The organism is Castellaniella sp., from assembly GCF_004321985.1.
In the GTDB taxonomy this organism is placed as follows: domain Bacteria; phylum Pseudomonadota; class Gammaproteobacteria; order Burkholderiales; family Burkholderiaceae_B; genus Castellaniella.
Window position 1 is genome coordinate 25,508 of sequence record NZ_SCQN01000058.1, and the last position, 12,663, is coordinate 38,170.

Annotated in this window: 14 protein-coding genes; 8 read left to right on the forward strand and 6 right to left on the reverse strand. The window is 63.1% G+C overall.

Going from position 1 to position 12,663, the window contains the following annotated elements:
• Positions 1 to 4: 4 nt before the first annotated feature.
• The 4 genes from EPN31_RS15225 to EPN31_RS15240 form a co-directional block, all read right to left on the reverse strand.
• Positions 5 to 787 (reverse strand): SDR family oxidoreductase, encoded by a 783-nt coding sequence (locus EPN31_RS15225; protein ID WP_291774992.1) that lies wholly within the window; start codon positions 785 to 787, stop codon positions 5 to 7.
• Between the two features lie 37 nt (positions 788 to 824).
• Positions 825 to 3,326, reverse strand: coding sequence for a branched-chain amino acid ABC transporter ATP-binding protein/permease (locus EPN31_RS15230; protein WP_291774995.1), 2,502 nt, complete (start codon positions 3,324 to 3,326; stop codon positions 825 to 827).
• A complete protein-coding gene (locus EPN31_RS15235; protein WP_291774998.1) occupies positions 3,323 to 4,198 on the reverse strand; it encodes a branched-chain amino acid ABC transporter permease in 876 nt (291 codons plus the stop codon). The genes EPN31_RS15230 and EPN31_RS15235 overlap by 4 nt, the downstream gene beginning before the upstream one ends.
• A 66-nt stretch (positions 4,199 to 4,264) precedes the next feature.
• Positions 4,265 to 5,530: an ABC transporter substrate-binding protein gene (locus EPN31_RS15240; RefSeq protein WP_291775000.1), complete on the reverse strand. Its 1,266-nt coding sequence runs from the start codon at positions 5,528 to 5,530 to the stop codon at positions 4,265 to 4,267.
• 106 nt (positions 5,531 to 5,636) lie between these two features.
• On the opposite strand from EPN31_RS15240, the gene EPN31_RS15245 reads away from it, so the two are divergent.
• The 6 genes from EPN31_RS15245 (at position 5,637) to EPN31_RS15270 (ending at position 10,309) form a co-directional block, all read left to right on the forward strand.
• Positions 5,637 to 6,329 carry a GntR family transcriptional regulator gene (locus tag EPN31_RS15245; protein ID WP_291775003.1) on the forward strand — a complete coding sequence of 231 codons (693 nt, stop codon included), beginning with the start codon at positions 5,637 to 5,639 and terminating at the stop codon, positions 6,327 to 6,329.
• Positions 6,330 to 6,416: 87 nt separating this feature from the next.
• Positions 6,417 to 7,244 (forward strand): ABC transporter ATP-binding protein, encoded by an 828-nt coding sequence (locus EPN31_RS15250; protein ID WP_291775006.1) that lies wholly within the window; start codon positions 6,417 to 6,419, stop codon positions 7,242 to 7,244.
• Entirely contained in the window at positions 7,241 to 8,026 is a 786-nt protein-coding gene (mlaE, locus tag EPN31_RS15255) for a lipid asymmetry maintenance ABC transporter permease subunit MlaE (protein WP_291775009.1), read from the forward strand. The genes EPN31_RS15250 and mlaE overlap by 4 nt, the downstream gene beginning before the upstream one ends.
• Positions 8,027 to 8,089: 63 nt before the next feature.
• The gene (gene mlaD, locus EPN31_RS15260; protein WP_291775012.1) at positions 8,090 to 8,650 is read left to right on the forward strand and encodes an outer membrane lipid asymmetry maintenance protein MlaD; all 561 of its coding nucleotides are present in this window, start codon (positions 8,090 to 8,092) and stop codon (positions 8,648 to 8,650) included.
• Positions 8,651 to 8,739: 89 nt separating this feature from the next.
• Positions 8,740 to 9,606, forward strand: a complete 867-nt coding sequence (locus EPN31_RS15265) for a VacJ family lipoprotein (RefSeq protein WP_291775015.1) — start codon at positions 8,740 to 8,742, stop codon at positions 9,604 to 9,606.
• A gap of 46 nt (positions 9,607 to 9,652) precedes the next feature.
• Entirely contained in the window at positions 9,653 to 10,309 is a 657-nt protein-coding gene (locus tag EPN31_RS15270) for a phospholipid-binding protein MlaC (protein ID WP_291775017.1), read from the forward strand.
• Between the two features lie 17 nt (positions 10,310 to 10,326).
• On the opposite strand, the gene EPN31_RS15275 is transcribed toward EPN31_RS15270, so the two are convergent.
• Both EPN31_RS15275 and EPN31_RS15280 read right to left on the reverse strand, forming a co-directional pair.
• Positions 10,327 to 10,662: a type II toxin-antitoxin system RelE/ParE family toxin gene (locus tag EPN31_RS15275; protein WP_291775020.1), complete on the reverse strand. Its 336-nt coding sequence runs from the start codon at positions 10,660 to 10,662 to the stop codon at positions 10,327 to 10,329.
• Positions 10,659 to 10,892, reverse strand: a complete 234-nt coding sequence (locus tag EPN31_RS15280) for a type II toxin-antitoxin system ParD family antitoxin (protein ID WP_291775331.1) — start codon at positions 10,890 to 10,892, stop codon at positions 10,659 to 10,661. Before EPN31_RS15280 ends, EPN31_RS15275 begins: the two co-directional genes overlap by 4 nt.
• 150 nt (positions 10,893 to 11,042) lie before the next feature.
• Between EPN31_RS15280 and EPN31_RS15285 the strand changes: the two genes are divergently transcribed.
• Both EPN31_RS15285 and EPN31_RS15290 read left to right on the forward strand, forming a co-directional pair.
• Positions 11,043 to 11,873, forward strand: a complete 831-nt coding sequence (locus EPN31_RS15285) for an ABC transporter ATP-binding protein (RefSeq protein WP_291775023.1) — start codon at positions 11,043 to 11,045, stop codon at positions 11,871 to 11,873.
• The gene (locus EPN31_RS15290) at positions 11,870 to 12,661 is read left to right on the forward strand and encodes an ABC transporter permease (protein ID WP_291775025.1); all 792 of its coding nucleotides are present in this window, start codon (positions 11,870 to 11,872) and stop codon (positions 12,659 to 12,661) included. Before EPN31_RS15285 ends, EPN31_RS15290 begins: the two co-directional genes overlap by 4 nt.
• Positions 12,662 to 12,663: the final 2 nt, after the last annotated feature.

Sequence of the window (12,663 nt, forward strand, 5' to 3'; positions counted from 1 at the left end):
GCGATCAGATCAGTGCCTGTGTCAGGCCGTCCACGGCCAGTGCCTGGCCATTGACGCTGGCAGCGGCGTCGCTCGCGGCAAACAGCACCATGTTGGCAATGTCGCGCGCCGAGACCATGCGTCCCATGGCCGACTGATCCTCGTAGGCGCGTGCGATCTCTTCGACTGGTGCGCCCAGCGTCTTCGCCTTGGCCGCGATGACCGCACGGATGCGCGGGCCTTCGACCGCACCCGGAAGAATCGCATTGACCCGGATGCCAAACTTGCCCAGTTCGATGGCCAGCGTCTTGGTGAACCCGACGACGGCCCACTTGGAAGCCGCATAGGCCGAACGGCCGGCAAAACCCAGGTGTCCCGCCGCCGACGACAGATTGATCATGACACCGGCCTTGGATTGCTTGAGCAGCGGCACCGCAAGCCGCGCGCACAGGAACTGCCCGGTGATGTTGATGGCCAGCGTCCGATCCCAGTCGCTCTTGCTCAGCGTCTCTACATAGCCGGTGGGGCCGGCTACCCCTGCGTTGTTCACCAGGACGTCCAGCCCACCCAGGCGGTTGCGGACTTCCTCGAACAGGGCGGCGACGCTCGCCTCGTCGGAGACGTCGGCAACCGTGGTGTGCAGCCCGGCAATCCCGGCGCGTGCCTGATCAAGGGCCTGCTGGTTCACATCGCACACCAATACCTTGGCGCCAGCCGCCGAAAACACCTTCGCCATTTCCAGACCCAAGCCGCTCGCGCCGGCCGTGATCAGGACCTTGCGGCCCTTCATACCATTTTCTTCAAACATGCTTCCCTCGATTTGAACGCACTGCAATCCATCACCATCACACACCCAGGAACTTCACCTGAAGTTCCTTGTTCTGCTGCAAGTCGGCTGCCGTCCCTTCGTACGCCACGCGGCCATTCACCATGATGTAGGCTCGGTCCACCATCTGTAGAGCCAGATCGATGCGCTGCTCCACCAGCAGGATGCTGGTGCGCTTGCGCAGTTCGACCACCGCCTCCAGCACTTCTTTGACGATCGCGGGGGCGAGCCCCTCGAAGGGCTCATCGAGCAGAATGAGTTTCGCGGGTGCCATCAGAGCGCGCGCGATCGCCAGCATCTGCTGTTCGCCGCCGCTGAGATTGCCCCCCAACGAGGTCTGCAGCGTCCCGAGTTTCGGGAACAGGTCGAACACGTCCTTCACGTCCCAGCCCCCCGGACGGCGGGCGACCAGCAGATTGTCGAGAATGGTGAGGTTGGGGAATACCCGTCGCCCCTGCGGGACGATGGCGAGCCCCAGGCGATTGATGTGATTGGGTGGCATCCCTGTGATGTCGGTTCCGTCGAACTGCAGATTGCCGCCGCTCGCGCTCAGCAGGCCCATGATGGTGTAGAGCGTGGTGGTCTTGCCCACCCCGTTGCGGCCCAGCAGCGCGATGGCTTCGCCCTCCCGGACCTCGAGCGACAGGCCATCCAGGACGCTGCTCCCCTCGTAGCCCGACACCACGTCCTTCAACGCCAGAATCGGCTTGCCGGATGGGACTGCAGGCTTGCCTGCCAGCGAGGGCGCGATGGACCCGGACTCGGTCTGATCCTCGCCCAGATAGGCCTTGACGACCTCGGGATCGCTCACCACGGTCTGTGGGTCCCCGTCAGCAATCATGCGGCCCTGGTGCAGCACCGTGATGCGATCGGAGAGCGCGATCACCCGGTCGATGTCGTGCTCGATCAGAAAGATCGTGTAATGACCGGCCAATCGGCGGATCAACGCACCGATGCGCTCGCGGTCGGCATCAGCCAACCCCGCCAGCGGTTCGTCCAGAAGCAGCAGCTCCGCGCTCGTGGCCATCGTGACGGCGATGTCCAGCAGCCGCTGCTCGCCATGGGGGAGATTGGTCGTGATTTCACCGGCCCTGTCCGCCAGGCCCACGACCTTCAGCAACCCCCAGGCCCGCTCCAGCGGTTCGGACAGACTGTAGGCATCCCGCCAGAGCGAAGCCCTGTGGGGAGACCCGGCTTGCGCCGCCACCCGCACGGTCTCCAGCGCCGTCAAATTGGCCGGCAAGCTGACCACCTGGAACGAGCGCGACATCCCCAGCCGGGTCCGCTCATGAACCTTCAGCGCGCCGATGTCCTGGCCCTTGAAGGTGATGCTCCCCTGGTCATGGGGAATGAGGCCGGTCAGCATGTTGAAGAGCGTGGTCTTGCCCGCGCCGTTCGGCCCAATGAGGCTGTGCACGGTACCGGCGGTGATCTTGAGACTGATGTCGTCGGCAGTCACCACGGACCCGAAGCGCTTGCTCAGATGATTGACTTCCAGAATGGTCTGGTGCTCGACCGACCGCTGGGTCGCGAACGGGTCAGCCAAGGTGGACGGCATGGCTGGCAGTGGCGTGCGCGTGAGGGTCCACCGGTTGTGGCCCCTGAGCCGCGCATAGACGCCGCTCAGCCCCTCCGGCGACAGCAGCACGACGGCGATGATCAGCGCCCCGAAGATGAGCCACCAGTGTTCGGTGAAGGAGCTCAGCTGGTCACTGAGGTTGATGTAGATGATCGCCCCCCACAGCGGTCCCAGGAAGTGGTGGATGCCACCCAGCAGGATCATCATGATGGGATCGCCGGCGTGCTGCCAGTTCAGGTTGTCGGCGTACGCCCCGTGGATGAGCATCGAGAGCATGCTGCCGCCCAGGCCGATGAAGGCCGCGTGCAGCACCATGGCGCTGAGCTTGTAGCCCCAAGGGTCGTAGCCCAGATACTGCACGCGCTTTTCATTGTCGCGAATAGCCTGCAGCACGCGTCCAAACGGCGAGTGCACGATGCGATCCAGCAGCCAGGCGCAGAACAGCACAATGACGGCGCAGAACAGGTAATACAGCCAGCCGTTCTCCAGTCCCGGGCGCAGTACGCCCTGAAGGCCGTTTTCCCCGCCCGTGAGGCTCGTCCAGCGGAAGGAAATTTCATAGAACAATTGCGTGAAGGCCAGCGTCAGCAGGGCGAAATACAGGCCCCTGCGGCGCAGGGCCAGCCCGCCCACCAACAGCCCGAGCAGCGCAGCAAAGGCCGTGCCGACAATCAGGGAGAGCACCACGTTCTGCGACACATGCAGCGCGAACAGCGCGCTTGCGTAGCTCGCCATGCCGAAGAAGAGCGAGGAGCCGAACGAGACCATGCCCGTATAACCCAGCAGCAGGTTATAGGCGATCCCGTAAAGGGTGTAGATCACCACCATGGTTGCGAGGCTCACGGTGGAGCCCGCAGCGGTCATCACCCAGGGCATGAGGATGAAGACGATGGCCAGTATGACGACCGGATGGGAGAGTCCCCGTTGCAGCAACTTGTTCATTCGAAACGCTCCCAGCGTTCACCAAACAGCCCTCGTGGAAACAGCAAGAGCACGATGATCATCAGCACATACATCACGGAGGTGGAGGCGACCGGCCAGAACTGAATGGTGAACGCCACGGCGATGCCGACCATCAGCCCAGCCACCACCGCGCCTCGCAGGCTGCCCAGGCCACCGATCACGACCACGACGAATGCGGGCATGATGGCCTGCTCGGCCATGGACGGCACCACACTCCACAGGGGGGCGGCCAGTACCCCGGCGGCCCCTGCCAGCAGACAACCCAGTGCGAAAATGAACATGAAGACCCGTTTCAGATTGATGCCCAGCATGCTCACCATGTCGGGATCACGCGAGCCAGCCCGCACGATGCGGCCGTAGGGGGTCTTTTCGAGAAAGAGCCAGGTCGCCACCAGAATCAGGATGGTCGCCACCAGGACCGCAAGCCGGTACTGGGTCACGAATACCGGACCGAACTTCAGGAACCCCGACAGAAACGCCGGCGTGTCGAAGGGATGGCCAGCAGCACCCCAGATGGTGCGGATGAGCTCCTCGATGAACAGGGCCAGGCCGAACGTGAGCAGCAGGCTGAGCAGCGGCTCCTTGTCATAGAGCGGCCGCAATAACGTTCGCTCGACGATCAGACTGATGGCACCGACCAGCAGAGGGGCCACCACCAGCGCCCCGCCGAAGCCCAGGAAGGGCCGCAGGCTCAAAGCCAGGTAGGCGCCCAACGCAAAAAATGCGCCATGGGCGAAATTGACCAGCCCCAGCATGCCGAAGATGATGGACATGCCCACCGCGATGAGCACAAACAGGAACCCTAAAACCAGCCCATTCATGAGCTGTGACGCAAGCAGCGTAACGTTCATCAACAAATACCTCTGTGGCGGGCGGACGCCGGGCCCGTCACGGACCCGGCGCGCCCAAGGGCCCGATTACAGTGCCGGCATCTTGCACAAGGACTCTTTTTGGGAGCCGTAAAGCTCGTCCACGGTCTGACCCTTCGTTGGGACTTCTTCCAGGATGTCGAAGTAGTCGTACTTGTCGGTGATCTTGGACTTGACCTTCGCAATCAGCGTGGGCTGGATGAGCTGGTGGTCCCAGGACCTGAAGTACATGGCATCCCTCTTGAAGCCATCGAACTTGTGGCCTTCGAGGAACTCGACCAGCTTGCGGGAATCAGTGGAACCCGTCTCACGGATGGCCGTGATGATGGCCGTGGTGCCGAACCAGTCCTGCCAGGCCTCGGCTTCCGGGGCCGACTTGAACTTCGCCTGGTATTCCTTGGCGAACGCATGGCTGCGCTCGGTGTTCTGTGCGCCTGTGTAATTCCAGATTTTCGGGTATAGGCCGGTCGCAGCCTCGGGGCCCGCCGACCACAGGTCGGTGTCGTTGCAGATCAGCGAAGAGACCGGGATCTTGCCGGTCAATCCCATCTGCTTGAACTGCTTGAGGAAATTGGTCAGGTCGCTGCCGCCCAAGCCCACGAAGACGGCATCCGGCTTCGCGGCGACGATTTTCAGGATGAACGAGCTGTAGTCCGTGGTCCCCAGCGGCGTCTGGTCTGCGCCAGCGATCTTGCCGCCGTCTGCCGTCAGCAGGGCGCTCATCTGCTTGTAGCCGTCGATCCCCCAAGCGTAGGAGGCGTAGAGGAAATACCAGTTCTTGCCGTTCTTGGAGAACGTCGGGTAGATGCTGCGCACGGTCTCATAATTGGGCAGGTCCACACGGAACGTGTAGCGGCCGCACTTTTCACCCGTGATTTCCGTGGCATTGGGGCCAGTCGCCATGAGCAGCGTCTTTTCCCGTTCCGCGACGGGCATGATGGCCAGGACGTCGCCGCTGGAGATGCCGCCTTGTACCGCCACGACCTTTTCCTGCTGGACCAGACGGAGCATGTTCTGCTGGGTGGTCTGGGGACCGTTTTCGTCCAGCCAGACCAGCTGGATCGGGCGCCCCAGGACTTCGCTCTTGGCATCGGCCACGGCGATCGTCGCGCCGTTGTAACCTTGCTCGCCCTGGACGGCATAGGGTCCGGACTTCGATAGCAGGACGCCGATCTTGATGGGCTCTGCGGCCAGCGCATAGCGCGCGAACGGAACCGCGCCCGCCAGTCCGGTCACCAGTCCTGCCGCGCCGGCCTTGAACAAACCGCGCCGGCTGATGCCGCTACGGCTGGGTGTCACTTCTGTGTTCGACATAGTCGTCTCCTGTGGATTTTTGACGTGCCTCACTGAGCTGTTCTATGTTATCTATCTGTGATCACAGATCACACTAGGGTTTTCGCTAGACTTACAATTTGATCCCATGAATTCACTGCTCAAGCCAATACCGCAGCGCGAAACACTGGGCGATCACGTCTTTCAGCAGATCAAGGAGATGCTGCTGACGGGAAAGGTCATGCCTGGCGAACTGCTGTCGCTGCGCTCGACGGCTGAAGTGCTAGGCGTCAGCATGACGCCGGTGCGCCAGGCGGTCTACCAGCTGGTGGCCGATCACGCGCTGGAAGTGGCGCCCAACCGGTCAGTGCGCGTCCCCACCCTGTCGGCAAGCCAGTTCCGGGAAATCACGACCATCCGGCTGGAAGTGGAAGGGTTCGCGGTGTCGCAGGCCGTCCCGCGTGCAACGCCTGATCTGATAAAGTCGCTGCGAACCCTGAATCAGACGTTGTCCAGACAGATGGACAGCGGGGGCGCGAGCCTGAGTGAAGCGATCCTGCTCAACAAGCAGCTGCACTTCTCGCTGTATGCGGCGTCCGACATGCCGATGCTGGTGAAGATCATCGAATCGCTATGGTTGCGAATCGGCCCCATCCTCAACTACGACCTGCGGTCGGGCTCAGCACGCACGCGGAACAAAACAGCCGTGGCGCACCACGAGGCGATGATTGTCGCCGTGGAACGCGGCGATGTGGCGGCGGCACGCCAGGCACTGCATGACGACATCGAGAGCGCCTACCAGTACATCACCGACCAGCGCTACGCCGAACTCCTGTCCTGAGCCGGCCCCCCCAAGAATGTCACACTTGCGCGAGCAGGCCGACACGCCCGCCGGTACAATCCAGGATGACGGCTTCAACGAATTCCCATGACACCTCACCCCACCCCCATCGTACAGTTCGACGGCGTTTCACTGGGCTACGGCGACTTCACCGTCCTGAGCGGCATTGATCTGCAGGTCCTGCCGGGCCAGGTCGTGGCCATGATGGGCGGATCCGGATCGGGCAAGACCACGCTGCTGCGGGCCGCCACGGGGCAGCTGCACGCGCGTGCCGGCACGGTGCAGGTCTTTGGCCAGGACATGGCGGCGCTGCACGGCGAACCCCTGCTGAAGGTCCGCCAGCGCATGGGGGTGTTGTTCCAGGGCGGCGCGCTGTTCACGGACCTCGACGTCTTCGAAAACGTGGCCTTCCCGCTGCGCGAGCACACCTGCATTTCCGAATCGCAGATCCTGGAACGGGTGCTGGCCACGCTGCAGTCGGTCGGCTTGCGTCATGCCGCACACCTTCGCATTGCGGAAATCTCCAGTGGCATGGCGCGGCGTGTGGCGCTGGCCCGCGCGGTGGTGCTGGAACCTGAACTCGTTCTGTATGACGAACCCTTCGCCGGGCTGGACCCGATCTCGCTGGGTATCACCGCACAGCTCATTCGCACGATGACAGACCAGTTGCACTGCGCGTCCATCGTGATCACCCACGACGTGGGCAAATCGCTCCCCATCGCGAACCAGATCTACCTGATCGGCCAGGGCCGGCTGATCGCGCACGGCACACCGGCCGAACTGTCGGCCTCGCAAGACGAATATCTGCAGCAGTTCCTGCAGGGCCGCCCGGACGGGCCTATCGGTTTCCACTATCCGCTCACGCCCGCTTTCGAGCGCTGGCTGGCGCACCGCCGGGAGGCGATCGGCGCATGAACCTCACCCATTCCATCGCGGCGCTGGGGCGCGGCCTCATCACGATGATCACGGGCCTGGGGGCCTTCGTCCGGCTGTTCGGCGCCATCATCGCGCGCAGCACCATCCTTTGGCGCCGCCCGCGTCTGACGAGCCAGCAGGTGCACTTCATCGGCAACCATTCGCTGCTCATCATCGGCGTGTCGGGCCTGTTCGTGGGCTTCGTGCTGGGGCTGCAGGGTTACTACACGCTGAACCGCTACGGGTCTGAAGAAGCCCTGGGGCTGCTGGTGGCGCTGTCGCTCACCCGCGAGCTGGGCCCGGTGGTGACGGCGCTGCTCTTTGCCGGTCGGGCGGGGACGTCGCTCACAGCGGAAATCGGCCTGATGAAGGCGGGTGAACAACTCTCGGCCATGGAGGTCATGGCCGTGGACCCCATCCGCCGGGTGCTGGTGCCGCGCTTCTGGGGCGGGGTGATTGCCATGCCCGTCCTGGCCGCCGTGTTCTCCATGGTCGGCATCATCGGCGGTTGGTTCGTCGGCGTGGTGCTGATCGGCATCGATCCGGGTGCTTTCTGGTCGCAGATGCAGGGCGGCGTGGACGTGGTCAAAGACGTGCTGAACGGCGTCATCAAGAGCATCGTCTTCGGCGTCGTGGTGACCCTGATCGCCCTCTACCAGGGCTGGACCACCAAACCGACACCAGAAGGCGTCTCCCGCGCAACTACGCGCACGGTGGTCAACGGGGCGCTGGCCGTGCTGGGGCTGGATTTTCTGCTCACGGCGCTGATGTTCTCCAACTGAACCCTGACAGCCGGCGATGGGCGATACTTGTCTGAAAACGATAGCGATTGACGGAACGATTCCATGACACGCGAAAGAACCGATTTCTGGGTGGGCCTGTTTATTCTGCTGGGCCTGATTGCGCTGGTGTTCCTGGCCCTGCGGGCCGGCAACATGAGCTCGTTCTCTTTTGCACCGACCTACAGCATCCAGGCTCACTTCGACAATGTGGGCGGGCTGAAGGTGCGCGCGCCCATCAAGAGCAGCGGGGTCGTGGTCGGGCGGGTCGCAGCGATCGGCTTCGACAACAAACGCTTCCAGGCGACAGTGACCATGAACCTGGAACAGCAGTACCAGTTTCCGGACGACACCTCGGCCTCCATCCTGACCTCCGGCCTGCTGGGCGAACAATACATCGGCCTGACGCCGGGCGGCGACGACAAACCCCTGAAGGACGGCAGCCAGATCCAGTTCACCCAGTCGGCGGTCGTGCTCGAGGACCTGATCAGCAAATTCCTGTACAACTCGGCGGAAAAACAGGGTTCGGCGACTTCTGGCAGCCAAGGCGCCACAGCAACGCCGGCAGCATCTGCACCACCTGCGGCGGCAAAGCGCCCCGCGCCGACCGCCCCATCGGCACAGTGACGGCCCGCCCCGAATGGTCCGGCAGGGCAGCGCGGGGCAGGACGCATGCAGACGTTACAACACGCGACAAACGCATTTAAACTGAACTCATGATGAGTCCTTTCTCGCTTACCTTCCCTGATTCTTCCGGCGACACCACCCGCGCCAACCGCCCGCGAGGCCCGCTCACGCGGCTGTGCCTCGGCCTGGCAACCGCCGCTCTGTTGGCCGGCTGCGCCCATGTGCAGCACCCGTCGCCCAATGACCCCTGGGAGTCCTACAACCGCGGCATGTACGCCTTCAACGACACGGTGGATCGCGCGTTCCTCAAACCCATCGCCACCGGCTACGAAAAGGTCACGCCCCGCCCAGTACGCACCTGTATTCACAATATCTTCGGCAACCTGGGCGACGTCTGGTCGGGCATCAACAGTCTGCTGCAAGGACGCGGACGCGACTTCGTGGACACGCTGGGCCGCGTGCTGTTCAACAGCACGATGGGGCTGGGTGGCTGCATCGACGTGGCTTCCATGAACGGCGCACGCAAGATCCCCAACGACTTCGGCATGACCCTGGGGGTCTGGGGCTTTGGCGCTGGTCCCTACTTCGTGCTGCCATTCCTGGGACCCAGCACGGTACGTGACGCGACCGGCACGGCCGTGAGCTTCGCCTCGCCGATCTCGCCCACGGCGGCGATCTTTGCCATCGACGACGTGCCGGTGCGCAATTCCGTCGTCGGGCTGTACATCGTGGACACACGGGCCGGTCTGCTGGAGGCCGACCGCCTGGTGGATCAGGTCGCGCTGGACAAATACAGTTTCATTCGCGATGCCTACCTGCAGCGCCGCAAGGCCATGCTGGACAGTCGCCGCGCCGGCGAACACGCCTCTACCCAGGACAACCTGAAGCAACAGCCGGTTTCACAGAACCAGGACCTTCCGGTCTATGATGACCCAGACAGTCAACCGCTGCGGTAACGCAGCATGATGAACCCCGCCTCGCGGCGGGACGCTGGAGCCTTCAATGATTTTCTTTCGCCACTTGCCGAATCCATATCGCCTGGCCCGCGTGGGCTTGCTGGGTGTCGTGCTGGGCGCAAGCGCCGTCTGCGCCGCGCAGGCGGCAGAACGCACTGTGGATCCGAAGGCAACACCGGACGTCTTCCTGACGGCCGTCGCCAACAGCATGCTGGACGCGGTAAAGGCCGACCCCCAGGCCTTGCAAGGCGACACGGGCCACATCACCACCATCGTGCGCAAGTACGCATTGCCCTATGTGGACATGAACAAAACGACGCGGCTGGCCGCCGGGCGCTATTGGCGCCAGGCTTCAGCCGGCCAGCAGGCCGAACTGGTGAAGGCGTTCACCGGCACCCTCATCAGAACGTACAGCGGCGCCTTCACGCGGGTGACGGAAAACACCAAGATCACCCTGCTGCCATTCCGCAGCGATGACGCCGCCAACGATGCCGTGGTGCGGACCACCGTGTCGCAGCCCAACGGTGCCCCCATCGGGGTGGACTACCGCCTGGAAAAAACGGCCGACGGCTGGAAGGTCTACGACCTGAACGTCGAGGGGATCTGGCTGATCCAGAACTACCGCAACCAGTTCTCCGAAGAAATCGGCCGCAGCGGCATCGACGGGCTGATCAAGGCATTGAACCAGCAGGTGAATCACTGATCCAAAGGATCAACGCCTCATCGGGAAAGCGCGTCAGGATCGCAAAACATGGGGGGAATATCGCGCACAGCGTGCAGAACCCGCCATACGTCGACGTAATCGGCGCGCGTGACATAGAACACAAGATACGGGTATTTTCCTAGCGACCAGCACCGCAGATCAGGAAGGTCAAGCTCGTAGGCATACCGCGTTGAACCCATGGCCGGGTGTCTCGAGAGATGGGCATAGGCTCTCTCCAATTCATCGATGAAGCCAAGCGCTGCTGACACGGCGCTTTCCTGAAGATAGTACTGAATGGCTTCGTCGACATCCCGATTGGCCATTGCCCTGGGGACGACGGGCAGTTCCTTCATTTCGCACGGCGCACCCGCAGCCGCAGATCTTCGAAATAGGGTTGACTGACGGGCTCACCTGGCGAAGACGCCGCCCCCGCAAGCAGCAGGCCGCGCAGATGTTGACGGCTTTGGTCCCTGCGGATCAGTTCGCGCACATATTCGCTGCTCGTGCTGTAACCGCGCCGATCAACCTGCTCGTCAACATAGGCTCTCAGCGTGTCAGGAAGTGAGATATTCATGGTGTTCATGAAACTCATGGTAGCAATCTTGCCAATAATTGGCAAGATTGGCCGGCATTGACAAATACCAACCAGCGGCCGTCGCAATGACTGCGGTGAACATGACGAACCGCTTATAATGCTCAATTGGGCCCACTTTTGGGGGCCCTCTCTTTGCCCATGCCCGCCCTAGACCTGCAACACGTCTCCAAAATTTATGCCCCCGCGCCCCAGCGATTGCGCGACCGCCTGCTCGGTCGCCCGGTCGCCAAGGGATTCCAGGCCCTGCACGAAATCAATCTGACCGTGGAACACGGCGAATTCTTCGGACTGCTGGGACCCAATGGCGCCGGCAAGACCACCATGATCTCCGTCCTGGCGGGGCTGGCGCACGCCACCCAAGGCCGCGCCGAGGTCTGCGGCTACGACGTAGTGAAAGACTTCCGCCGCGCCCGCCAGTCGCTGGGCGTGGTGCCGCAGGAAATCGTCTACGACCCGTTCTTCACCGTGCGCGAGACGCTGCGGCTGCAGTCGGGCTATTTCGGACTGCGCCACAACGACGACTGGATCGACGAGATCCTGGAGAACCTGGGGCTGCTGGACAAAGCAGAGACCAACATGCGGGCGCTGTCGGGCGGCATGAAGCGGCGTGTGCTGGTGGCGCAGGCGCTGGTGCACCGGCCGCCCGTCATCATTCTGGACGAACCCACGGCCGGCGTGGACGTGGATCTGCGCCGTACGCTGTGGGATTTCATCACGCGGCTGAACCAGGCCGGACACACCATCCTGCTCACGACCCACTATCTGGAAGAAGCCGAGGCCCTGTGCGGGCGCGTGGCCATGCTGAAAGCCGGCCACATCGTGGCGCTGGACACCACGCAGGCCATCATGGCGCGCTTCGGCGGCGGCGATCTGGAAGAAGCCTTCGTGCACATCATGCACGACGACACGATCCGTGACGATACGCGGCCCGAGGTCGGCCAGACACCTGCGCTGGAGGTCGAGCGATGATCCGCCCCACCACACAGGTCCGCCCGGCAATGGGCTCGGGTTTCCCCACGCTGCTGCACAAAGAGCTCATGCGGTTCTGGAAGGTCGCCACGCAGACGATCGCCGCCCCCGTGGTCACCGCCCTGCTCTATTTGCTCATCTTCTCGCACGTGCTCGAAGACCGTGTCCAGGTCTACGGCGCGATCTCGTACACGGCCTTCCTGGTCCCAGGCCTGATGATGATGAGCATGCTGCAAAACAGCTTTGCCAATCCGTCGTCGTCGCTGATCCAGAGCCGCATTACGGGCAATCTGATCTTCGTGCTGCTGCCGCCGTTCTCCCACCGCCAGATCTTTACGGCATACCTGGTGGCTTCGGTCGCGCGTGGCCTCATGGTGGGCGCCTGCATCTGGGCGGTGGCGCTGTTCTTCGTCCGGCTGCCCGTGCACGAACCCTTGTGGTTGCTGGTCTTCGCCGTACTGTCGTGCTGGATCCTGGGAACGCTGGGGCTGGTGGCCGGCCTGTGGTCGGAAAAATTCGACCAGCTGGCCGCGTTCCAGAACTTCCTGATCGTTCCTGCCACATTCCTGTCCGGGGTGTTCTACTCCATCTACAGCCTGCCGCCGTTCTGGCAGGCAGTCTCGCGCTGGAACCCGGTGTTTTACATGATCGACGGCTTCCGCTATGGGTTCTTCGCCCTGTCGGACGTCTCCCCCTGGCGCGGCGCGGCGATCGTACTGGCCGTCGCCGTCGTCCTGAGCCTGTTCGCCCTACGCCTGCTGACCAGCGGCTACAAACTACGGAGCTGAGT

Excerpts from the sequence above, each read along its gene's own strand:
- EPN31_RS15230 (WP_291774995.1), bottom strand. The coding sequence starts at position 3,326 with ATGAACAAGTTGCTGCAACGGGGACTCTCCCATCCGGTCGTCATACTG.
- EPN31_RS15280 (WP_291775331.1), bottom strand. The coding sequence starts at position 10,892 with ATGAACACCATGAATATCTCACTTCCTGACACGCTGAGAGCCTATGTT.
- EPN31_RS15275 (WP_291775020.1), bottom strand. The coding sequence starts at position 10,662 with ATGAAGGAACTGCCCGTCGTCCCCAGGGCAATGGCCAATCGGGATGTC.
- EPN31_RS15235 (WP_291774998.1), bottom strand. The coding sequence starts at position 4,198 with ATGAACGTTACGCTGCTTGCGTCACAGCTCATGAATGGGCTGGTTTTA.
- EPN31_RS15225 (WP_291774992.1), bottom strand. The coding sequence starts at position 787 with ATGTTTGAAGAAAATGGTATGAAGGGCCGCAAGGTCCTGATCACGGCC.
- EPN31_RS15285 (WP_291775023.1), top strand. The coding sequence starts at position 11,043 with ATGCCCGCCCTAGACCTGCAACACGTCTCCAAAATTTATGCCCCCGCG.
- EPN31_RS15240 (WP_291775000.1), bottom strand. The coding sequence starts at position 5,530 with ATGTCGAACACAGAAGTGACACCCAGCCGTAGCGGCATCAGCCGGCGC.
- EPN31_RS15290 (WP_291775025.1), top strand. The coding sequence starts at position 11,870 with ATGATCCGCCCCACCACACAGGTCCGCCCGGCAATGGGCTCGGGTTTC.
- mlaE (WP_291775009.1), top strand. The coding sequence starts at position 7,241 with ATGAACCTCACCCATTCCATCGCGGCGCTGGGGCGCGGCCTCATCACG.
- EPN31_RS15270 (WP_291775017.1), top strand. The coding sequence starts at position 9,653 with ATGATTTTCTTTCGCCACTTGCCGAATCCATATCGCCTGGCCCGCGTG.
- mlaD (WP_291775012.1), top strand. The coding sequence starts at position 8,090 with ATGACACGCGAAAGAACCGATTTCTGGGTGGGCCTGTTTATTCTGCTG.
- EPN31_RS15245 (WP_291775003.1), top strand. The coding sequence starts at position 5,637 with ATGAATTCACTGCTCAAGCCAATACCGCAGCGCGAAACACTGGGCGAT.
- EPN31_RS15250 (WP_291775006.1), top strand. The coding sequence starts at position 6,417 with ATGACACCTCACCCCACCCCCATCGTACAGTTCGACGGCGTTTCACTG.
- EPN31_RS15265 (WP_291775015.1), top strand. The coding sequence starts at position 8,740 with ATGATGAGTCCTTTCTCGCTTACCTTCCCTGATTCTTCCGGCGACACC.